This is a genomic window from Streptococcus mitis, assembly GCF_047460035.1.
In the GTDB taxonomy this organism is placed as follows: Bacteria; Bacillota; Bacilli; order Lactobacillales; family Streptococcaceae; genus Streptococcus; species Streptococcus mitis_DW.
Window position 1 is genome coordinate 1 of record NZ_JASHHB010000002.1, and the last position, 23,114, is coordinate 23,114.

25 protein-coding genes and 1 pseudogene are annotated in these 23,114 nt (G+C 32.6%); all 26 read right to left on the minus strand.

Annotation, left to right across the window (positions count from 1 at the left end; translation table 11 throughout):
- Positions 1 to 358 (minus strand): hypothetical protein (locus tag QM956_RS01835; RefSeq protein ID WP_414302138.1); only part of this gene is annotated, 358 nt, incomplete at its 3' end.
- On the minus strand, positions 342 to 1,700 hold the full coding sequence (gene dcm, locus QM956_RS01840) for a DNA (cytosine-5-)-methyltransferase (protein WP_247933222.1): 1,359 nt from the start codon (positions 1,698 to 1,700) through the stop codon (positions 342 to 344). The genes QM956_RS01835 and dcm, both read right to left, overlap by 17 nt.
- Before the next feature lie 99 nt (positions 1,701 to 1,799).
- Positions 1,800 to 2,579: a replication initiator protein A gene (locus QM956_RS01845; protein WP_247933221.1), complete on the minus strand. Its 780-nt coding sequence runs from the start codon at positions 2,577 to 2,579 to the stop codon at positions 1,800 to 1,802.
- Positions 2,576 to 2,749: a hypothetical protein gene (locus tag QM956_RS01850; protein ID WP_247933220.1), complete on the minus strand. Its 174-nt coding sequence runs from the start codon at positions 2,747 to 2,749 to the stop codon at positions 2,576 to 2,578. The genes QM956_RS01845 and QM956_RS01850 overlap by 4 nt, the downstream gene beginning before the upstream one ends.
- A gap of 641 nt (positions 2,750 to 3,390) precedes the next feature.
- Positions 3,391 to 3,963 (minus strand): glycosyltransferase, encoded by a 573-nt coding sequence (locus QM956_RS01855; protein WP_414302220.1) that lies wholly within the window; start codon positions 3,961 to 3,963, stop codon positions 3,391 to 3,393.
- A 24-nt stretch (positions 3,964 to 3,987) separates the two neighbouring features.
- Entirely contained in the window at positions 3,988 to 4,977 is a 990-nt protein-coding gene (locus QM956_RS01860) for an acyltransferase (RefSeq protein ID WP_238095901.1), read from the minus strand.
- 17 nt (positions 4,978 to 4,994) lie between these two features.
- A pseudogene (locus tag QM956_RS01865) lies at positions 4,995 to 5,224 on the minus strand (NAD(P)-binding protein); the annotation flags it as partial.
- Positions 5,209 to 5,364, minus strand: coding sequence for a CpsB/CapC family capsule biosynthesis tyrosine phosphatase (locus QM956_RS01870; protein ID WP_390897198.1), 156 nt, complete (start codon positions 5,362 to 5,364; stop codon positions 5,209 to 5,211). The gene QM956_RS01870 and the pseudogene QM956_RS01865, both read right to left, overlap by 16 nt.
- A gap of 78 nt (positions 5,365 to 5,442) precedes the next feature.
- Positions 5,443 to 6,555 (minus strand): glycosyltransferase, encoded by a 1,113-nt coding sequence (locus tag QM956_RS01875; protein ID WP_238095898.1) that lies wholly within the window; start codon positions 6,553 to 6,555, stop codon positions 5,443 to 5,445.
- A gap of 10 nt (positions 6,556 to 6,565) precedes the next feature.
- Complete coding sequence (locus tag QM956_RS01880; protein WP_414302139.1) at positions 6,566 to 8,116, minus strand: lipopolysaccharide biosynthesis protein; 1,551 nt, start codon at positions 8,114 to 8,116, stop codon at positions 6,566 to 6,568.
- A complete protein-coding gene (locus QM956_RS01885; RefSeq protein ID WP_414302140.1) occupies positions 8,117 to 9,076 on the minus strand; it encodes a capsular polysaccharide synthesis protein in 960 nt (319 codons plus the stop codon).
- A 5-nt stretch (positions 9,077 to 9,081) separates the two neighbouring features.
- Entirely contained in the window at positions 9,082 to 10,077 is a 996-nt protein-coding gene (locus QM956_RS01890; protein WP_060628370.1) for a glycosyltransferase, read from the minus strand.
- A gap of 1 nt (position 10,078) precedes the next feature.
- Complete coding sequence (locus tag QM956_RS01895) at positions 10,079 to 11,053, minus strand: glycosyltransferase family 2 protein (RefSeq protein WP_414302141.1); 975 nt, start codon at positions 11,051 to 11,053, stop codon at positions 10,079 to 10,081.
- Positions 11,054 to 11,066: 13 nt separating this feature from the next.
- Positions 11,067 to 12,026, minus strand: coding sequence for a glycosyltransferase family 2 protein (locus QM956_RS01900; RefSeq protein ID WP_414302221.1), 960 nt, complete (start codon positions 12,024 to 12,026; stop codon positions 11,067 to 11,069).
- A 55-nt stretch (positions 12,027 to 12,081) separates the two neighbouring features.
- Positions 12,082 to 13,089, minus strand: coding sequence for a glycosyltransferase family 2 protein (locus QM956_RS01905; protein ID WP_414302142.1), 1,008 nt, complete (start codon positions 13,087 to 13,089; stop codon positions 12,082 to 12,084).
- A 25-nt stretch (positions 13,090 to 13,114) separates the two neighbouring features.
- Entirely contained in the window at positions 13,115 to 14,095 is a 981-nt protein-coding gene (locus QM956_RS01910; protein WP_247927828.1) for a glycosyltransferase family 2 protein, read from the minus strand.
- A 14-nt stretch (positions 14,096 to 14,109) separates the two neighbouring features.
- Positions 14,110 to 15,219, minus strand: a complete 1,110-nt coding sequence (locus tag QM956_RS01915; protein ID WP_414302143.1) for a CDP-glycerol glycerophosphotransferase family protein — start codon at positions 15,217 to 15,219, stop codon at positions 14,110 to 14,112.
- Complete coding sequence (locus QM956_RS01920) at positions 15,216 to 16,295, minus strand: glycosyltransferase (RefSeq protein ID WP_414302144.1); 1,080 nt, start codon at positions 16,293 to 16,295, stop codon at positions 15,216 to 15,218. Before QM956_RS01920 ends, QM956_RS01915 begins: the two co-directional genes overlap by 4 nt.
- A 1-nt stretch (position 16,296) precedes the next feature.
- On the minus strand, positions 16,297 to 16,695 hold the full coding sequence (gene tagD, locus QM956_RS01925) for a glycerol-3-phosphate cytidylyltransferase (RefSeq protein WP_414302145.1): 399 nt from the start codon (positions 16,693 to 16,695) through the stop codon (positions 16,297 to 16,299).
- Complete coding sequence (locus QM956_RS01930; protein WP_414302146.1) at positions 16,692 to 17,525, minus strand: glycosyltransferase; 834 nt, start codon at positions 17,523 to 17,525, stop codon at positions 16,692 to 16,694. The genes tagD and QM956_RS01930 overlap by 4 nt, the downstream gene beginning before the upstream one ends.
- Positions 17,526 to 17,541: 16 nt before the next feature.
- A complete protein-coding gene (locus QM956_RS01935; protein ID WP_414302147.1) occupies positions 17,542 to 18,642 on the minus strand; it encodes an EpsG family protein in 1,101 nt (366 codons plus the stop codon).
- A 34-nt stretch (positions 18,643 to 18,676) separates the two neighbouring features.
- Positions 18,677 to 19,330 carry a CpsD/CapB family tyrosine-protein kinase gene (locus QM956_RS01940; protein ID WP_314847742.1) on the minus strand — a complete coding sequence of 218 codons (654 nt, stop codon included), beginning with the start codon at positions 19,328 to 19,330 and terminating at the stop codon, positions 18,677 to 18,679.
- A gap of 1 nt (position 19,331) precedes the next feature.
- Positions 19,332 to 19,880: a YveK family protein gene (locus QM956_RS01945; protein ID WP_228112187.1), complete on the minus strand. Its 549-nt coding sequence runs from the start codon at positions 19,878 to 19,880 to the stop codon at positions 19,332 to 19,334.
- A gap of 198 nt (positions 19,881 to 20,078) precedes the next feature.
- The gene (locus QM956_RS01950; RefSeq protein WP_052691054.1) at positions 20,079 to 20,654 is read right to left on the minus strand and encodes a sugar transferase; all 576 of its coding nucleotides are present in this window, start codon (positions 20,652 to 20,654) and stop codon (positions 20,079 to 20,081) included.
- Between the two features lie 244 nt (positions 20,655 to 20,898).
- A complete protein-coding gene (gene cps4B / locus QM956_RS01955) occupies positions 20,899 to 21,630 on the minus strand; it encodes a capsular polysaccharide biosynthesis protein Cps4B (RefSeq protein WP_414302148.1) in 732 nt (243 codons plus the stop codon).
- A 295-nt stretch (positions 21,631 to 21,925) separates the two neighbouring features.
- The gene (locus QM956_RS01960; RefSeq protein WP_414302149.1) at positions 21,926 to 23,104 is read right to left on the minus strand and encodes a hypothetical protein; all 1,179 of its coding nucleotides are present in this window, start codon (positions 23,102 to 23,104) and stop codon (positions 21,926 to 21,928) included.
- Positions 23,105 to 23,114: the final 10 nt, after the last annotated feature.

The window sequence follows — 23,114 nt, forward strand, 5'->3', positions numbered from 1 at the left end:
TGTCTTCATCATAAGCTTTTACAGTTACTTGGGTTGTAAGTATTCCCTCTTTTCCCTCGGCTCGATAGCCTTGTCCATATAAAACAAAAACAAGATTTTGATGATCATCTACAAAGGCATCAGCTCCATTCTTTATATCCTGACTTTCAAGGAATTCCATAACGTTTTGAAGGTAGGATTCGTAAAATAGGGGGTAGTTGTGTTTTTTATGGTAATCATCTAAAAATGTCACTTCAAACTCACATGGATAATTGGGCATCAAAAATATTTGTTCATCTAGCTGTTTGATCTCTGCATCATGTAATTGTGTTTCTAATTCATCACAATCTAGTATTGACTCTTTATTTAAAGCTTTCATCTTTTTCCTCTATTTCTTTTAATTTCTTTGCGATTGCAGCAATCACAGGAACGGTTACACTATTACCAGCTTGTTTATAGAGCTGACTATTACTAGAGACTTTTCTAGCAGCTTCAAAAGCCCAATCAGGAAAGCCCTGTAGGCGAAAACACTCTTTAGGAGTGATTCGTCGTATTCTCAAACGGTAAAATTGTCCATCTATTAAGACACCGGCTACATGATAAACTTGTTTATCTTCTCCTTCATAGCTAGCAACTACTACTCCCATTTGTCCACTAGTTGTTAACGTATTCGCTATACCTTTTCCAACTCTACCTCGACGATACTGAGAACTTGGTCTTTCCAAATTGATGGAATCTCCTATTTCTGCTTGAGCATATCCTTTTTTCGTTGCTTCCCGTACTTTTAGAAATTGGATTGGTTCTGGAATTAGTATTTTGGGAATTTTATCTCCACCTTGCATCGTAGTTAGTGTTGGAGATAAGCCCTCGCTTCCATATACGCGACCTGTCTCCTTAAAGCTAGTCGGTAAATGTCCAACAACAACAATACCATGACGATCCTGAGTATTTAAAGTAAACATCGGCTCTTGGTTTTCCTTGAATCGTCTCCCATTTTGTCTCTTGTCTAATCTATCTGGTGTCATACAAGGAATCGCAACTTTAAAGCCTTCTCCTTTTCCACGAACTAAGGTTGGTGCAAGACCTTCTGAATAATAGACTTTACCGCTCATTCCACTTTTTGATGGATTCAAATTCCCTAGTGTTTTTAAAGTCTCAGAGTTAGTTGTTTGACCTTCTCGTCTGAAAGGAAATAAGAGTCTGGTACCTCTCTCTCTAGAATGTCCGATAATAAACACCCTCTCTCTGTTTTGGGGAACGCCAAAATCCTTACTGTTAAGCAACTGCCACTCAACATCAAACCCCAACTCATCAAGTGTGGTAAGGATTGTGGTGAACGTCCGTCCCTTATCGTGATTGAGTAGGCCTTTAACATTTTCAAGAAAAAGAAAACGTGGTTGGATTTGTTTGGCCGCCCGAGCAATTTCAAAGAACAAAGTTCCTCTAGTATCTTCAAATCCCAATCGTCTTCCTGCGATTGAAAATGCTTGACAAGGGAATCCCCCACAGATGATATCGACTTTCCCTCTAAGTTTTTTAAATTCTGCATCTGAAACATCTCGTATGTCATGAAATTCTATTTCTCCTTCCGTTTGAAAAATGGACTTATAAGATTCTCTAGCAAATTTATCAATCTCACAAAATCCAATACACTCATGTCCGACACTTTCCATTCCAAGTCGAAATCCTCCAATACCTGAAAATAAATCAATAAATCTCATTTCTTTATCACCCCTTTCTGATCGACTATCAATGTCCAAAAAGTCACACCACTTGAAATTAAAATGAGCATAACTAATATCCACTCGATTGGCGACATTTTAACCACCTCCTTTTCTAACACGGTTGTTCCAAACAGAATACAGGCCATTAAACACAAATTCAGCGAGCACTTCCGCTCGTCTAACAAAGCGAACATTGTCAAGGGCATACTGATAGATTCTTTCAAAATCAGTCATAGCAATGTCACTGGCTGTTTCAGAAAAACCCTCTCGTCTAAATTGATCTTGTACCAATCCCCAAATATAATCTCGATCATATTTTGTGACCTTTTCTACTTTTCTTTTCAAAATAGGTTGAGTATTCCTATCCTCCTCATCCTCAATAAATAAAGAATCAGTCTCACTATATTTAGTCTCACTAACTTCAGTCTCACTAGGGGCTGAATATGAGACGGGGGCCGTTTCATTTTCAACCTGCCCTAGTCTTTTTTTAACACTAGGCCTGTTTGAATTACCTACTGGGGTAGAAGATAATTCCCCTAAATAAATCTTATTAGCTAGTCTTCCTTTCTCACTTGAAGACTGTTGAACTTCATCAATTAAGTCATATTCTTTAAGAATTTTTTTGATGGACAGTAATTTTGACTTCGAACAACCTAACAGCCTCATCAGTTTAGAATTAGAAAATACTAAATAGACTGCTCCTTCTTCATCTATCCAACCACGACTGAGAGATAATTCTAAACGATCCTTTAAAATAGAATAAGCCACCTTTACTTCTAGTTTCATATCCATATATTTCTCATCCTCAAAAAGAATTTTAGGTAATTTGTAATACCGTTCTGAAGTTTGGTATTGATTTGCGGTAATTCGTTTCATAGCGCTCCTCCAAGTTCTTTGAGTATTAAATCTCCACTTGATTCCAATTGAACCAAGCCACTTTTTTCTAATTCAGCCATAAGTGAGATGGCTTCAACAATATCAATTCCCATTTCACGTACTAAAAATGAGATGACAATATAGCGTGATGATTGTAATTCTTTTGTCATTTTTCCTCCAGAAAATAAAAAAACGGAAAGATTGTGAAATTCCTTTCCGTAACATAATAAATATTTGAACACCAAACTCAACACCAAAAAAATGTTTTTATTGATGATTATTGCTCAATCAAGCACATATAACAATGTGAAGAATTAAAATCTAAACCAATAAAAACCCTTGAATTCCAAGGGTTTTAAGTATTTATTCTACTTCACAATGTTTTATTATTTTAAATCTTCTAGACCAACCATTGAATTGTAGCCATAATATATCTCCTTCGGATTGAAAAAATTGTAAAAACGTTTTCTTTCTTGCCTTCTATTCTATCATAAATTATTCTTTTTTGCATAAGCTTTTGTCTAGAAAAGCTATTTTATTAAGGAAAATTGAATGCAATCTCATTTTTTAATATATTAATTTTCAGCAAATACCTATCTCTAATCCATGAGATTATTAAATATAAAATTAGTCGTATTGCATTCAATTAAGTTAATTAATCATCTGATAAAATAATCAAAATATATTTTTATGCAATATCTTTTAGAAGTACTATTAAAACATACCTAATTTTATTTATGAAACTACCGGATAATGGTCTGATTGAAATGAAATTAGAGAAGACATGTTTGTCCTCTCCATCAACTTTTAATCACTCATCAAATAATTTCTCCAACTGTCTGGTTGCTGATTCAATCTCGTAGCCATTTTCATCTATCAGCTGTTTCACCTTTTCTGTATCAAGCTCTCGATGATTTCTGACCGACAAAATCTTATCTGCCCATTTTTCAAGAGAATCTTTCAAAGACAGGCTGTTGTCATAGTTATCTAGTATTCTTGCATCTGGTAGATGATTTGCTGTTACAACAGGCAATCCATTTGCCTGAGCTTCAATGAGTACAATTGGCAATCCTTCAAAATGAGATGGGAAGAAGAAAACGTCTAGAAGATTTAGCATTTTTCCGACATTAGTGGTCAAGCCTGTAAAAATGACTTTGTCTACTACTCCATATTCTTTTGCCACATTTTCTAAAAATGCAGTATCTCCTCTTCCAATAAATACTAGACGAGAATTTGGTTCTTTTTTGACGATTTCAGAAAACACCTTCACACAAAAACTTTGATTTTTTTGTTTTTCATATAAACGAGAAACTTGTCCTACAACTAAACAATCTTCTGGAATATGATATTCTTTACGAAGCTGAAATTTCTTTTCTTCAAAAATAAATCAAATCAGGTTTGATTCTAATTAAATTTTTAACAATACTCTAAAATTTTTTACACTCCAAATAATTCTTGAAATCAAAAAACTAATACTCAACGTGACAAATAATATAATAACTGTATTATACCATAAATTATAATTTATATACTTGGCTACTCTTGCTAATACATACGTATGAACAATATATACTCCCATAGTTAATGATGATAGCTTAACTATTAATTCATTATTTTTCAATACAATATTTTTTTCAATTTTTAAGAATAATATAAATAGTCCTATACTTACTATTTTTACAATCATTGAATCATAAAAATACTCTGCAGGTGCGTCATGATAGACATTTTTCGCTAAATAAAATAATAGTATAGGTGAAATTATAAATATTATACTAAAACTAATCTTAATCAATTTTGTTAATTTGATTTCTTGAATATTTATCTTCCCTAAATATCCACCTAAAATATAATAGAAAAACCATGTCCATAATCTAAAAGTTTGTGGAACATATTGTTGTAGAGGTTTATGAAAAATAAAAGTATTTATCATTTCAATAACTATACCAATAACTATCAATATTAACAAAATAGCAAAGTATGAATAATCTTTCTCCAATACTTTTTTTACTATAGGTAATGTCAAATATATTATTATTAACGATCCAAAAAACCAAAATTGATAAGCATATCCTTTTTGAATTAATGAACCTATAATTTTCATTAATGGATTAACATTAAAATCTCTTTTAATCACCCATATCAACATATTCCATACGAATACTATAGTCAAGATTCCCCTTATTTTATTAAAAACATAACTATAAGGTAATTTTTTCTTATTCAATAGAAAATATCCATTTAACATAAAAAATAATGGTATAGCATATGTAGCTAGATAATATAAATATGCACTTATATTATATTGTTCTAAATTAAATCCAGGCCTAGTAGAGTGTAGTACTACAACTCCAATACAAGAAAATATTTTTAATAAATCTAATCCTAAATTTCTCAAATTTTCACTCCTAAATCATTATTAAACTCAGCAAATTGATTCACATAATCCCAAACTTCTTTATTTGAAGTATGGAAGATATGTGCACCGTATTTGTGAACGTTGATTCCCTAAACATTTTCACAATAGATGTTTCCGCTAATGTGTTCACGTTTATCTATTACTTTTACTTTTTTCCTTGTTTAGTTGCTTCATGTGCAAAAATCGCTCCTGACAATTCAGCACCTACTATTAAATAATCATACATATCATCCTCTCAGATAATTCAAGAGCCTTTGATAGACCGTATTTATTTCTAATTAGTTCAAACGCTTCTCTCATATTGGTTCTTCTTGTTTTCATATTATGCATGTCACTAGCGATAAATTGAACTAAATTTTTGTACAAATACTTTTAAAAAATTTAGGCCTATTGGGTCAACCCCTCAAATAATATATTCCATATAAACAAATGTGTACTAGAATATTATTCCTGTTCAAATAACTTCTCTAACTGTCTAGTAGCAAATTTAATTTCATATCCATGTTCACTAATTTTTTTAAGAACATACTCATTATCTAATATACGTCCATCTCTGATCGACAAAATCTTATCTGCCCAATCTTCAAGAGAATCTTTCAAAGACAGGCTATTATCGTAGTTATCTAGTATTCTTGCATCTGGTAAATGATTTGCTGTTACAACAGGTAATCCATTTGCTTGCGCTTCAATGAGTACAATTGGTAAGCCTTCAAAATTAGATGGGAAGAAGAACACATCTAATAAATTTAGCATTTTTCCGACATTAGTGGTCAAGCCTGTAAAAATGACTTTGTCTTCTACACCATATTCTTTTGCCACATTTTCTAAAAATGCAGTATCACCTCTTCCGATAAATACTAAACGAGAATTTGGTTCTTTTTTGACGATTTCAGAAAAGACCTTCACACAAAAACTTTGATTTTTTTGTTTTTCATATAAGCGAGAAACTTGCCCAATGACCAAACAATTTTCAGGGATCTGATATTTCTTCCGAAGTTGGGCTTGCATTTCTTGATCATATAAAAATTTCTCAACTTCAATGGCATTATGAATCACTAATGCCTTTTTTCGTTCTTGACCATGATAAAAATGGTTCAATGCTTCTGTTCCACAGGCCCAAAAATCTGTCGCATATTTGCCGACAAAAAATCGATTGACTGGATGAACAAAGCGATAAAATTTATCAGCTGTCGCACAATGTCCATGTACTATTCTTTTTTCTATCCCATATTTTTTTGCTAATTTTAAAAATTCTAGATGAGTCAGACCATTTTGGTTAGACCATAAAATATCATATCGATGGGCATTTTTCTTAAAAAAATCATCCCATTCTTTTAATGCTTGCTGGATATGAGGTCTTAACTTGGGGATTCTATGAACGACTAGAGGATTGCGACAAAGCTTTTTAAAATGATCACTAAATTCAACATCTTCAGGACCTTGTAGTAAAAATTCTAGTTCAAATTCAGAGGTATCAATATGGTTATAAAAATCTAGAACAATTTTTTCCAAGCCACCAACATCTGGAACCAGCCCACAAACCAATATTCTTTTCATTGATTTCTCCTTATTTTTTTAACTTTAATACTTTTTGAATCATCAGTATGATTTGTTTACCGCCTTCATGATTTCTAAATAGGAAAACGTAGACACCCAATACTGTCAAATAAAGGAAGATTTTGATTGCCAAACTGAGAATGAAATCTAGCTGAGTTAAGAGGTAGTTATCCAGCAAACTTAAAAGTAGAAAGCTTATCCCTGCGACAGTGAAATCTTGTAACAATGTTTTAAAAAAGTCCTTTGAGGAAGCTTTCAATCCATACTTAAAGGCGCTATAGGGTTCATACCAAGAACAAGTTAGTATTGTGGAACCGATTGTTCCTAATAATATTCCGGCGACTCCTAAATCTAAAATCGCTAAAAAGTAGAGTGAAAGGGAAATATTTAATAAAATCTCGACGATAACTTTTTTATTTTGCTCATAACTTAAGCCATAAACTGAAATCAACGTTAGAATCGGTCTTCTATAAAAAGTTAGGAAAAAATGAAGGACAATCAAAATCTCAACTGTACGATTAAATGAAAAACTCTCACCTAACCAGATAGTCATAAATGGATGAATGAACATTAAATAGCCTAAGCTAGCAAAATAAATCAGGCTAAAAGCAATAAATTGGAATTTTTTTAGGAATTTAACCATATCTGCTACTGTCGTAGATTCCGAATGGACTAAGTTACCTACGGAAGAAACAACTGAATTAATCATAGTATTTAAAATCAGTGAAAGAAATCCTAAAACATAGGTATAATTCCCATAAATACCTATAGCTGCTAAGCTGACAAAACTTGCCATTAGAATACTATCTGTTTGAAAAACAATGGTTTCTCCAATACTACCGACTATATTTCCTTTGATATTTCGGATAAATTTTTCTTTTTCCTCCTGATTAATGGGTGTTATCTCATTCTTAAACAAGTAACCATACAATCTATCAACAATCCCCGACATGATGATATTCCCTATAAAATTCATCATGATACTGATCAATAGATAAAAGATATAATTTTTGGTAAAGAATAAAATTCCGATTTGCAAGCATACACGAAGCGTATTTAATCCAAAGTCAATCAAAGTCATCATATAATTACGCTGATCGACATAAAGCAAGGTTCGTTTATAGGAGAAAAAATAGCTGGAAGCTGAGTTAAATACAAAGAGAAAAAATATCAAATATACTTCACTATTTACCGTATAATCCTTTATCATGTAAGGAAGAAATAAAGAAAGTATAGCGCCCAGTATAAAAATAGAAAAGCCGATGATTCTATATAATTTTTTGAAAAGAATCATAAAGGCATTGATTTTTCCATGTTCTTCTCTGCCTAAGGGTCCATATAGTGCATAGCTCATGGCTCCAGCAACCCCTAATTCTGCCAAAGACAGGATAGAAACTAAGCTAGACAAATAATTGTTTAATCCTAGATAGGTTACCCCAAGTAAATTGATAAAAATAGTTCGATTGATAAAGCCAAGAAGGACTTGAAAAGGTTGCAATGCCAGAGCAATACTCGTATTTAAGGTGGCAAATTCGGTTCTACTTTTTTTCGTGTATTTCATCTATTCCTTTAATTTTCCTTGTAAAAGTTGATCGAGATAATTTCCTGGAAGGACTTCTTCTTTCTTGATTTTATAAGTCGTTTTTAAAATCGGTGTTGTTTTTAACACTTCTTCCCATTCTTTTTCATCAAAAAGATCATGGGCATGGTCTCTTAAAAACCAAACACGCTCAGCTGGTGCTAGAATAGGTAATCTATCCACTAAGTTTTCAAAATAAGGACTGCACTTATATTCGGACAAAATAAAATAATCCATCATCAGGTAATGAATAAAAACTGGATATTTACGAACATAGTAAAGATATAAATCCCGAATATGTTTAAAATAAGGCTTGCCTTTTTTTCCTGCCAGAAAGAAACCTGCCCATTTAAAGTCACCAACAGTTCGTTCTATTTGTTCAGATCGTATAGGTGGATGATTCAAACTAAAAAAGTCCCCTTCAAACATTTCTAAAGTTGCATAGGGAGATACAAATAAGGTTGCATCCATCCAAATGCCACCGTATTGGCATAAGAGACTAAAACGAATAATATCTGAATAATGCGCAGCTGATAATTCTTTTTTCTTGTATTTTTCGGTGATGTCTGATGGAATATTGATGAAATCCGCCAGATTTTCATCCGTCAACAAATAGAATTCACAATCATTTCTTTTGGCGAAGTTTTTTATGGTCTTTATTGAAGTCTGGACTGTCCCAGGCATTTGAGCTTCTCCCTGTTGCCACATTGTCCAAATCATTTTCGGAAATTCCGTCACTTCTTCTTTTTCATCTATCAAATCATCTATTTGAGCTTCTTTTCTTAATTTCAGTACAAAATGCAAAAGAATCTTTCTTCGAAAATCATAAAACATCTTGTCAGATTTTTGTGCGAGAAAGTAAACACATGTTAGTTTAAGGCCATAATATTTTAAAATTTGACGATAGCGAGCCATTTTTTTTTGTAAGATTTGTAGTTTCATAAACTCTACAAATTCCTTTCACATTTTTCTAAAGCTGTTTCTAGAAAATACCCACTACGAATTTTTTCTCCAATTTTTTTACTATTTTTAATCAGCTCTTGAAAATCTTCTTCATCAATCGAGTTTAAACAATCTGCAATTTCAAATAATGAATCAACAAGTATTCCACAATGGTTTTTTCGTACAAACTCCGCTAAAGCAGATTGGCTCCATACAATAATCGGAAAACCTGAGGCTAAATAAAGAGAAGCTTTATGAGGGTTATTCATCTTTAAATACTCTCCATACATTCCACTACAAGTATGGGGGCTATCTCCATCCCAGACTAAGCCAAAACCGCCATGCAAGTGATTAGAAAGTTCATCAGGAGAAAAAGCACCTTGATAATGAACGTTGTGAGGAAGATTCTCCTCTTCAAAGTTAATGCCATAAATAGAAAAATCTGGTTTTTCGGGTAATTGTCTTGCGTATTTTGTTTTCCGAATATCGAAATTTCCAGCTAACAAAATAGTTTCTTTTTCATAAGCTTTCTTCTCTTTATAATGTGGAATCAAATAGTCAAATATCTCTAAGGAAACAATCTTCTCTTCCGGTATTCCTAATCGCACAAGTTCTGCTTTCATCTTTTCATTATGAGCGATAATACCATCTACTTTTTCAAGGACTGTTTTATTTTGTAAAAAATGGATAATGGAATATTTGAAATCTGTAAATGACTTGATTTTTTTATTTCTCAGGGACTCGATATCGTGAATCAGCAAATAAGCTTTGAATGTTCTATTTTTCAAAAATCTCGTAAAAATTTGTTTTTTTAAGGTATGCCATAATAACGGAAATTGAAGAACTAACACATCATTTTTTGTCAAAGTGATGGGATTTGAATCATTATTTAGGGAAAAAGGTTGATATCCTGCTTCTAGCATTATTTTTTCAGCATCTAATCTTGCCTTAGATCCTGCATGTTTGGCTTCTGCGTAAAATTCTTTTAAGTAATAATTCATACTACTTCAACCCTCTCCAAAATCTTTTTACAATATATTTTTCAAATCTCCATTGAATGGCTCCAACAACTCTTGAAATAAAGACAATCTTTTTAGGGAATAATCGATAGGCCCGCATTAATAATGATTGACTTGAACTTTTAGCGTAACGATTCAGATACTCGACATATTTTTCTTGATAGGGATTTCCTTCAAATATACGATAGTCGACAACGTGCATCAAGACTAAATGAAATAAGCGACGATGTACGTATGGGAGTGAGTCAGCATTTCCATCATATAAATGCTCCACTTTATCACAAATAGTAAACAAATCCAAATTTTTCAAACTAAATTCGCGATTCATAATACTACCAGAACGTACACGGTAATAATATCCTATATAATCGATTTTCACCATTTTATGAATATGTTTTAAGATTCCCATTCCTCCATACACATCTTCATAAAATAAACCTTCTAAAAATGGAAAATTGACAATCACTTGTCTTCGAAAAAGTTTAGCAACTGCATTCAAACGGACAATATTATCTTTACAAAGAGAAACTAATGCTTCATGGGCATTTCCTTGGAAAATAATTTTGACATTCTCAGGAGAAGGGATTTCTATTTCTTTTTGATCATTTGTATACCAACATTCTACGATGTCCATTTCTTCTGAAGTCATGTGCTTTAATAATTGTTCCAACATATCTTCTTTAAGAACATCATCACTGTCTACAAAAGTGATAAATTCGCCTCTAGATTCAGTCATACCACGATTACGAGCGCCACTTAATCCTTTATTTTCTTGATTGATTAAGTGAAAACGAGGATCTTGTTGACAATAGCGCTCACAAATTTCTTTTGAGCCATCTCTTGAACCATCATTGACTAGGATCACTTCTATATCGGTATAAGTTTGATGTTGAATACTATTTAAACATTCTTCCAGATACTCTTCAACATTATAAACAGGTACAATGACACTAATCATAAATAGGCTCCTATTAAATTTTCCATTTTTTTCGAATGTCTAAATATCTTAAATACAGAGGATAATATAAACTAAAAAAATATTTTGATGAATAACTATACCATCTTAATAGTTTACTAGAATTGAAAATATCTGATGATTTCTTAGCTATTTTGGCATATTTATTAATCTCATCAATATATAACTGATAATATGGATGTCCAACTCTTATGTTATACTTTTTAAAATGTCCAATACCGACTAAAAATAACATATTCCCTACATAAGGTAACCAATTATCTTCTCTAAATTCCTCTAATAATTTTTCGCCAACCTTAAAAATATCAAGATTCTTTTCTGAATAGTTCTGATTCATTGTACTAGAAGTATGATATCGATAATAATAACCAATATAGTCAATTTTTCTCATTTTTTGAATATACTTTAAAGAGACGATTCCAGTATAAAAATCTTCATAAATTAAATTTTCTAAAAACGGAACTTTCTCCACTATTTTACGACGATAGAGTTTTGCGACTGGACTCCAACTTACTCCATGATTAAAACATTGGTATAATGCTTCATTTGAATCAAATTCTTTAACATGAATATCTTTTTTTTCTTCATTTAAGGATTGAATATCCTCGGTTCTATTACATTCTACAATATCAATTCCATCAGACATATACTTCTTTAATTGCGCCAACAAATCGAACTTTACTATATCATCACTATCAATAAAAACGATGAATTCTCCTGTAGACTCAGCAACGCCTCTATTTCTTGCAATACTCTGTCCTTGGTTTTCTTGATTCATTAAGTAAAAACGAGTATCTTTCCTACAATATTCTTCACAAATTTCTTTTGAATTATCAGTAGATCCATCATTAACTAATATAACTTCAAAATTTGTATAAGTTTGTTTTTGGATACTTTCTAAACATTCTTTCAAATAGAATTCCACATTATAAACGGGGACGATAATGCTAATCATTTTCATTCTGACATCACCTTTAAAATTTATTGTCTTATTCTACATATTCAAATAATCATTTTTTTCTTATATGTAATTTATCGTTTAGATTATTCATTACTTTTTTAGTAGAAATCCATCTCTTTTGTAAACCTTTATAAAGGGGATAAGTGATAGTTGTATAATATTTTGGAGCAAATAAGTACAGTCTCAATAAACGATATTTCTGAATAACTTCCTTGGATTGCTTTGCTATAAAAGCAGCGCTTCGAATAAAATCTTCATATAAATCGACATATGGATTCTTCTTATTTATCCCATCTTTTAAATAGTGTCCATGACCTATATAAAACATAAAATATCCAATATAAGGAAGCATATCTTCATCATCTTTAAAAGAATCTATTAACTGATTTCCCACTTTAAAAATATCTAAATCTTTTTCATTAAAGGATTTTGTCATAGTACTATTGGGACGAACACGATAGTAATAACCGATATAATCAACAATTACTATTTTTCGAATATGTTTTAGATAATTGATTCCTGTAAAGACATCTTCATAAATATAACCTTCTAAAAATGGAACTTTTTCAACAATTTCTCTTCTATATAATTTCGTAAAAGCACAAAACTTCACTTCTTTAAACGCAATACAATTAAGAATTGCTTTTTTAGCATTTCCTTCGAATGCAATTGTAGAAGTTCTATTAAGAAAGAACTCTTCTTTATTTCTTGTCATTCTACATTCTACGATATCTACATCCATCTTCATGTAAGGAAGTAATACTTCTAACACGCTTGTATTGATCACATCATCGCTATCCACAAACATAATATATTGCCCAACAGATTCTTTAACACCTCGGTTTCTGGCAACACTCTGTCCTTGATTTTCTTGATTAATCAATCTAAAGCGACTATCTTTTTCGCAATATTGTTCACAGATTTTTCTTGAACCATCGGTTGAACCATCGTTTACTAAGATGACTTCAATGTCTGTAAAAGTTTGCTGCCTTATACTTTCTAAACATTCTTCTAAATATTCTTCCACATTATAAACGGGCACGATAACGCTAATCATAAAATAATTTCCTTCTCATTTATGTTTATTCATCTAGCTTTACTTCTTTAATGCCATTTTTGAATTTCCAAATTGCGTAATAGAGCGGGAATACAATTGAATTATAATATTTTGGGCAAACATTATAGAGCTTAATCAAACGTGACGATCTAGCTAAGTCTGGATTTTTCTTGGTGATAGTTACATAGTCGGCCAATTTCTGATTATAGACTTCTGTATATGGATTTCCTTTTTGAATATAGTCTTGATAATGCATGGTCGCTACATGAACTAGGTATTTACCAATATAAGGAAGAAGTTCTCCCCTATCAGAATACAAGTCAATCAATTGGTCACTTACTGTAAACACATCTAGATTTTTCTCGGTAAATGTTCTATGCATAGTACTAGTCGCATGTTGACGGTAATAATAGCCTACATAATCGATTTTAACAATCTTTCGGATATATTTAAGCATACCAATTCCGCTATAAATATCTTCAAAAATGAGCTCTTCTAGGTAGGGGACAGCTTCGACAATAGCTCTTCTATAAAGCTTTGTGACTGGATTAACACTTAGTAGATGGTTAGGGACAACTTTCACTGCTTCTTCGGAATTTCCCTCAAAAATGATTTTGATATCTTGAAAATTTTCTGCCAAGAATTTCTTTTTATGTACGGTGAACTGACTTTCTACAATATCTACGTCACCACTCATATAGTTCATTAAGGTTTCTAAATAATTCGGTAGGATCATGTCATCACTATCAACAAATGCAATGAATTCGCCTCTTGAAGCTGTTACACCTGTATTTCGTGCAACACTTTGGCCTTGGTTGCTTTGATTGATTAATCGGAAACGCTTATCTGCTTGGCAATAACGTTCACAAATAGCTTTTGATCCATCTGTTGAACCATCATTGACTAAAAGGACTTCAAAATCTGTGTAGGTTTGGTTTTGAATGCTGTCTAAACATTCTTCCAGATAAGTTTCCACATTATAAACGGGTACGATTACACTAATCATTCTTTATCCTAACCTTATTTTCTTAATCCAATTTCATCCAAAAGTGTCTTTGTAAAATCTTTTTGAATGGCATTAACCTTGTTATTGATTTTTTTTCGTTCTTCAATATGAATATCTTCAGATTTCATGACACTCTCTAGGAATTCTATTAAGTCATGCGAATCACGAATGACACTACCCACCATTAAACTCTTCACATCCTCAAATACAAAGCCTCTTTTTTCTTTGTATTCCTCATAATCATTAATGGTAAATGCAACTGGTCTATTTAATAAATAATAATCTAAAAATACTGATGAATAATCAGTAATTAATGCACTTGTTGTTCCCAAAAAGGTATATAAAGTCTCATACTGCTCACTAATAATCTCTTCTGTTAATAGATGAATGGTCGAATAATTTCTTTCAAATTTTAACTGAGATTCCTCAAGAGGGTGAAGTTTAATATAAAGTTGATACCCATAGTTTGAGAGTAGTTTTTCAATGTTTTGAAAGTCCTCTTCTTCTAAAGAAAATATCAATGCTGCTTGGCTGTCATGATAATTTTTAGAATTGCGGTAGGTTGGCATCCAGATGATTTTCTTCTCTTTTTTCTCTTTAAAGAGCTCATCATTTCGAATATTACCAACAAGAAGCATCTGCTCATCTTTAGCATTAAAGGCTGCTTTCATGATTGGAGTAAATAATTCTGAAGAGGAGACTAATTTTGTAAAGAAATTATAGTCAATTTTTTCCATTCCAACTTCAAGATTCCCAATTTTTTTCAAGGGCATTCCATGCCACAAGTTGACAACCATCTGGCTTGGAGCAGGTTTTATAGGATACTTGCCAAATGAATAGAAAAAATATTTAGATGTTAAAAAATAAAAGAAACCTCGATAAATAGAAACATACTTTACATCATGTTCTTTTTCTAAATGATAAAAATCATTAGATGCACAAACGATTTCATATGCTTTGTGATAGCCATTGTCCACTAAATAGTGATAGAGTGTTCTAAGATTATCTCTAAATCCCCAGTTAGAATACAGAACAATTCTGTTACTTTTCTTGGGAATCATTTTATTTAGTTTATAAGTAAAATCACTTACTTTAAACAGTAAGGGTTTCAAATAGTTGATCATTCTCTTTTTAAACCTTGCTTATAAATTTCTTTTAAATTTTGAACATTTTCTTCAATATCAAACTGCTTTAGGTGTTCATTTAGCTGTCGTTGTTTCTTCTTGATAGGCGCCTTTTCTATATAGTTTACCCATTTAGCCTTATCTAGCGGCATGGCTGTACAGAGTTCACTAACGATCCGAGTTGTTGGATCAATTGTTTCATTCATGATAATATTGACTCCAGAACATTGAGCTTCTACCAGTACGATTGGGAAACCTTCATACAAAGAAGGAAAGGCAAAAATATCAAAGGCTGAATAAAATTTATGAACATCTTCTCTTTTTCCTGTGAAGATGATATTCTTCGCTTCCTTACTTTTCTCTTCTAAAATTGAACGATCTGGTCCTTCACCAACAAAGAAAAAAGTAGCATCAGGCAATTCTTTAGCAATTTCAATCAAAAAACTCTGGTTTTTGAAGGGGTTTAAAATACCAATCATCCCAACTACTTTTTGATGTTCAGCTATATGAAACTCTTTGCGAATTTCTTCTCGAAAAGTTGGAGAAAACCGATACTTGTTGATGTCAATTGCATTTGGAAGGATTTGAAATGATTTCTTTCCAAATATCTTAACTCCAGCTAATTGGCCACAAGAGATACGATGGGTCGCATTTTTCAAAGCTAAAAAGACCAAAAATCGATTGCGAATACTTTTTAACCAAGTGTCTGAAAATTGGCTACTATGGTTGTGGTAAATCCTAACTGGAACACCATTTTTTCGAGCATAGTAATTATGTATAAAAGCGGTTATAGGATTATGAACATGTAGAATGTCAATTTTATTATTTTCATAAAATTGTCGGCACTCTCTCGCATAGGCAAATAGTTTAGAAATCTTTAGGGCTGGAAATACAATTCGTTTAATTTCTTTTTCATCTAGGTATTGATTAAATGGGAAATGAGCCTCTCCATTTGACTCTCCGACCATATATTCAAACTCTTGATCATCAGTTAGGATATGATTTTTGATAAAACTTTGTACCCCACTCATGGTATTCCTTACACCACCTGTTACATGTATGACCTGATATTTCATCCTAGTTTCCTTGATTCAAATCATTCTTTATCTTAGAAGTTGAAATTTCTTTTGTTCGTGATAGGTAAACAACCTCTATTCCAAAATCACTTAAATAATCAAATTTTCCCTGCCAATCATCTCCAATGACAAACACATCAGCATGATACTTTTCTATGTCTGAGATTTTTTGATCCCAATTTTCTTCTGGTATGACGAGATCCACATATCTGATAGCCTCTAATAGAGATTTTCTTTCTTCGTAATCAAAATAACATTCTTTATTCTTTTCTAGCTTATTAAATTCATTGGTAGAAAGCCCGACAATGAGATAATCTCCCAAGGATTTTGCCCTTTTTAAAAGATTAATATGACCGTAATGCAATAAATCAAATGTTCCGTATGTAATGACTCTCTTCATAACTTCCTAACCACCTCTACATCTTCTCTCATTTTTTTCTTATAGACCCATTTCCTAATTGAATTCGGAAGAATTCGAATTGTATTACGAAGGAAAATATTTCTAACAAATTCTACTAGACTAATATCTCTTCTGCGATAAAAATCTAATTGGAGCATAAAGTCAGTCTTTACATACAGGAAACCGCCCCTCCGCAGATAGCTTGAATCATTTGTCTGCATGACTACTAAAGGTTCCTGGATATTTAAAAAATCCTTAGTTGGATTATCGTGTAACAATCTCATTGTGAGGTCATAATCCTCTAGGTAACGGAATTTACGATAATTACCAGCCTTCAAGATATACTCTTTTTTCATCATACTCGATGGATTATTAAAGGGATTTCTCATTTTCGAATATTGACGAATTTCGGCTGTAGTTTCTGGTACTTTCTTTAAGGCGGTAAACTCTGTATTTTTCTCTAGAATATTGGAACCAACCATGATGAGGTTGGGATTTTTTTCAAAGGCAGCTAATTGCTTCTCAAACCTTGTTTCTAGAGAATAGTCATCACTGTCCATTCTTGCAATGAATTCTGTTTGACATTGATTAACTCCAAAGAGGGAAGCTGGTCCAGAACCTAGGTTTTTAGGTAAATGAAAAACCTTTAAAATTGGAATCTCTCTCTGTAACTTTTGGATTTCTATTTCTAACTCTTCAGTCAATTCGCCATCACAAACTAAAATGATTTCTGTTGGTTTAATGGTCTGATGATAAGAGCTTAGCAAACTTTTCCTTAAATTTCTAGGAGTTTCTTTTTTATATACTGTAGTTAAAACTGAAAATTTCATTTTATAACCCCTAAACCTAATTCCCAATTAACCAATCTACAATAACTGAACGGTAGGGAACGACATGGTACCAGTCAGTTTTAAAGTAAACAATGACTAGAAAGATTGAAGCATAAACCAATATCACCAAATAAAATAAAATCCACTGAACTTTTTTGTCACCTATTTTAGATAAAATCATGGGGATATATAGGCAAATAAAGGGGGTAAAGTAGTGTGCAAATCTACCAAAAAGGCTTGTTTGCAAAGTTGACGCGGTAAGTAAAAAGGAGATAAAGAACAGACTTCTTATATATTCTTCTTCAGTCGATAATTTTTTCTTTCTAATCACTAGTTCTCCCAAAAGCAGAACTATACCATACCAAATTGTTAAAAATACAGGTGCCCATTTATTGCTTTCCAAAAACCATGATGATTCCAGATAGGAAGTATACTGAGGAAAGAAAGAAATAAAGATAGTTGCAATTTGTTTGATAAAAGGTAAGATGATTAGAAATGCAAGGAACACAAATTGGTATATTCTTTTATTTAAAACGATTTTTTTAAGGGGGAAAAACAAGAGGCAGACGATACCAGATGTATGAAATAAGGGAGTTAGTAAGATAAATACCCATGCTAAAATCTTCTTGTTTTTTACTAAGTAGTGAAACCCTAAAAAACTTAAAGCAATCGCCAGACCTTGCCTGATATTTGATAAAGAATAAAAAAAGAGTCCTAACGAGCTGAAGTAAATCAGTAAACTCATGTAAACATTTTTAGAATGCTTATAAAGCACAAGAAACCAGGCAACTAAAGTTATAAAGGCATAGGCAAATAATAAAAATGGATAGTGAACACTAAAGTTTCTTAGAAAAATGTTACTTACTAAATAACCAAGTTCAAATCGAGAACTAAATAAATGTGATAAGTCTGGAAGTTGTAAATTATTCGATTCAAAAATATGGATATAAGTTCCTAAATCTCCTCCGACGCTAGAAGTACGAAACCCTGCAATGATTAAAAAAAAGAAGAAAGTCGGAAGAACAAGGAAACCTAACTCTTTTGCTTTATCCTCATATTTTGATGAGAAAAAGGCCAGGAAAGAGATATAGACGAACATTAAAAGATAGATTGTCATTTTTTCTTTATCCTTAGCCTTTCAAATAGTTATTTTAATAATAGTAGTAATAGGTGTCTTTATGTGAATCTATTTTATTCATTATCACACCAAGTAGTCTAGCACCAACATGATCTAATCTACGTTTTGCTTCAGTGATTTGTCGACGTTTTGATTTTTTTGTATCTACGACTAGAAGTGTGGCGTCAGCAATACTTGCTAAAATTTGAGCATCCGTTGCTGCTAGCAAGGGAGGTGTATCGATAATGACATAGTCATAAAAATCCTCAAATGCTTTAAGTGTTTCATCCATAGAAGAACTAGCTAACATCTCAGAAGGATTAGGCGGAACAGGTCCTGAAGTCAGTACATCTAAATTCACATCGTTTATCGTCAAATGATTAATGGAATCTACTCCTGACTTCTTTAATAAAAAAGTGCTGAGTCCTTCAGTGTTATTTAGCTCTGTTAATTTATGTTGAGTTGGTTTACGCATATCCGCGTCTATGATAATCACTCTTTTCCCCTGTTGGGCCAAAGAGGCAGCAAGATTGATACTGACTTCACTCTTTCCTTCATTGGGATTGGCACTTGTAACGACAATGATTTTAATATTTTTTCCAAATTCTGAGAACTGAAGATTACTCCTTAAAGTTCTAAAGGACTCAGCTACGATGGATTTACTGTTATGAATAACTTCGATATGCATGTCACTCACCTCTTCTCTTTCTCTCTATAGTCGGAATCATCCCGAGAACAGGTGTTCCCACTAACTCTTCCAAGTCTTCGTAAGAATCAATCGAATCACTCAATACATATTTGATGAAAATAACATTAAATCCTACAAAAGAAAACACTAGAATAGATACAAGAAGATTCTTCCATAGAACGGGATAAACTGGAGAATCACTTCCCAGTGCTTCTGTAACAACTGACAAGTTGTCGCGCCCTAATCTATCTGCTGTAAATTTCTTGTACTGAGACACATACTCTTTAATATAACGTTCAGCTAAATTTCGATCTAGTCCTCTCACTGTTATTGTGACCAACTGAGAACCTGAGTCATTTGTTAATTTAACAGACTTGATTTTTGAAATTTCATCTGGTGATAAGCTTAATGCTTTATTGGTCTCATCTTTTACAGGGGGAAGATCTGCTATCTCTAAATAAGTCTTAGCTTGTCTTTGAAAGAGGTTTATAGCTTCAATCGTTTGCGCATCATTATTTTGCCCATTTGTTTGACTTGAAGTGTTCTTCATTATGAGCTTAGAGGATACACTGTATATAGGAGAAATGATAAAAACAGTATATAGACCAACTGCTGTCGTCCCTACTATAGTAAATAGAAGTAAAAATAGTAGTTTGCTTTTTATCAAAGAAAAAACTCTATTAATATTTTTATTAAAAATAGTCATATTATTGTTTGTTTCCTTTTATTTATTTTTTCTTTCTTAGAACTACCTAGATCCGTTCCCGGTAACCATCACTTTAATTGTTTTTAATAGTATAAGAAAATCTAACTTGATACTTTCGTGATTGATATAGAATAGATCGTAGACTAATTTATCTTTAGGAGTTAATTCATAACCACCATTTACTTGAGCCCATCCTGTGATTCCTGGGCGGACAGCTAAACGTTCATTAAAATTAGGGATATCTTTCAAAAATTCATTGATAAACTCTGGTCGTTCTGGTCGTGGTCCAATAATGGACATCTCACCTTTAATTACATTAATGATTTGTGGTAATTCATCAATTCGTGTTTTACGAATAAAACGTCCGACTTTTGTAATGCGTGTATCATTTTTGCTCGCCCATTTATGACCATTCTTTTCAGCATCTTGATACATGGATCGGAGTTTATAAATTGAAAAACTTTGTCCATTTAAACCAATTCGTTCTTGTATATAAATAGGATTACCACTTGATTCGATTACAATAAAGATACATGCTATTAAACAAATCGGGATAATTAATAGTAATGAGGGTATAGAAATTAGAAGACCTATAATTCTCTTAATTCTCCTATACATAAGCATCATTCTCCTAGAAAAAACTAAGGCGCACGCATATATATGCGTGCGCCACTCACTACGTTGAGGCATATATATATATATATATATATATATATATGGTTCCAAGTATAAAAAAGTTAGAACCAATAAAAATATGTATATTTACCAAGAATTAAATCATACAGTTCAATATAACATAAAAAAATAAGATTTTCAAGCTTACGTGATTAAAATACAGGAAATACACCTAAATTAAATGTTGCTAAATATTTTTGTTCGATATAATCAACTGAGGATTCACTAAAAATAATTCTTCTGCTCTTTCCTTTCCATACTGATGACTAATCACGTCAAATGCTTGCTTCATATATGGTGGTCTTGAGCTTAGATTATGCATATCGCTAGCCACACAGTGAACTAGATTATAGGATAGAAAATACTGAGCTCTTTTTTTGAGTAAGCGATACTTATCCCCAAACATTTTAGGCTTAAGAACACTCGAGCTATTTATTTGAGTATAACATCCCATATCTATCAGCTCTTTAACTCTTTTTTCATTTTTTTCTAGTTCAGCATAGCGTTCAATATGGGCAATGACAGGTCTAATACCTAACAATAAAACTTTATTTACTGCATTGCGGATTTCCCAATAGGGGGTGGTCGGGCTGAATTCAATCAAAGCATATTGTGTATCGTTCAGAGTAGGAATCTGCTTGCTTTCCAATTTGTCAAGAGCATCTTGGGTAAAGTATATTTCAGCTCCATATAAAAGAGTTAAGTCAGGCAGTTCTTTCTTAGCAAGTGCTTGAACCTCTTTAAAGTTGGTCATAATTGTATCTTCTGGAGTTTCAAACATATTTTTACGACGATGTGAAGTGGATACAATTGTACGAACTCCCTGTGAAAAAGCTTCTTTCAGAAGAGCTAGGCTTTCTTCAATTGTGCTTGGTCCATCATCTACACCAAAAACAATGTGAGAGTGGATATCAATCATGTAATATTTCCTTATATAATAGAGTTTTAGTTACTGTAATAAATAATTTAACACATATATATAAGTATTTTGAATAACCTATAAATATTAGTTTATACAGTTTGTTTTCCTGATGTTATTATACTACGAAACATTAAAATAATCTAGTTATTCTTATAAGATTTTAAAAGTTATCTAGTATAACAAAGCATATATAAATAAGCGTGTTTTGTTTTCGAATAAATCTGTTGAGAATAATAATGATACTGACTATTAAAACTAACACCTACCATGGAATTTCCACGGTAGGTGTTAGTTATATCAATAATCGTTCTAAAAATGGTTTGATGCAGTTGAGGAGAATTCCTTCTATCCAGCTTTCTTGTGCTGAGGATAGAATGTCTGTCTGGAGGCTTTCTTTTAGAAAATTTCGAACTTGTTCTGGTGCGATTTCAAACTCAAAGGCTTTCATTTTATGGAAAAAGTCGAGCAGATGGTCTGACAGATATTCAGTTGAAAATGGCACTTCTCCACTTTTTTGATATTCTAATAAGAGCCTAGAAAATCGGGCTTTTTCTTCAGGAAGCTCACGAAAGTAAGAATTGAGGAGCCAGGTCTGCTTCTGCTTTCTTTCAATTGGATTCTGACTAGCAATTCGTTGGTCTTTTTCCAACTCTTTTTGGTATTGTTTGGCCTTGATAGCCCGTTCTGTTCGATTTTTACCAAAAAGAATTTTCTCCCATTTGCGTTCTTCTTGAGTTAGAGTTTCTGTAAAGCCAAAGTAGTCTTGATAGGCACGTTCTGCTGGACCCATGGCTAGTACCAGATTGTCTGCATATTGCTTGGCGATTCTATCTCTTTTCTTGCGCTCTTTCTCTGCCTGGATACGGAGTTCCTGTTCGTAGTCAATTTTTTCCTTTCCTAGCTTGACAAGGTAGAGTTGGTCATCCGGTTTTCCAAGTAAAAAGGGCTTGATATACTTTTCTAGGACTTCTTCCATCCGAGCCTTTTTCTTGGGCTCTGCCTTGGTCCAACTTCCTCCTCGAAAGACTTCTAGGAAGAGCTGGTAGGCTCTTTCAGGTGAGAACTGATTGCCACGATTGGGTTTAAAAACACCTTTTTCCCAGAGCCACTTTAGAAGATGCTCGTCAAAGTCACTTTTGTTAACCTTGATTTTTTCCTTTTTCTGTGCTTTTCTGGTCAGATTGTCGACCTTTCTGAGCAGTTTTTCCTCCTCTTCCAGTTGCTGGTCAAGGGTCAATCGATGAAAATGACGAACACAGTCGCTACCAATCGGAAAGAGGCGTTGGCCTGTGACACCGTTAAAGAGTTCGTAAGCGTACTTGATAGCATTTCCACAGACACAATTGCTACGGCCGATACCGTTAAAAATCAAGGAAACTTCCTTCCATTCCTTGGTAGCTTGTTCCCAAGTATCCGCTTTTGAAGCCTGTAAAACCGCATCGTGCAGGGATTTTCTAACTGGAAGTGTCATGAGGTCTCCT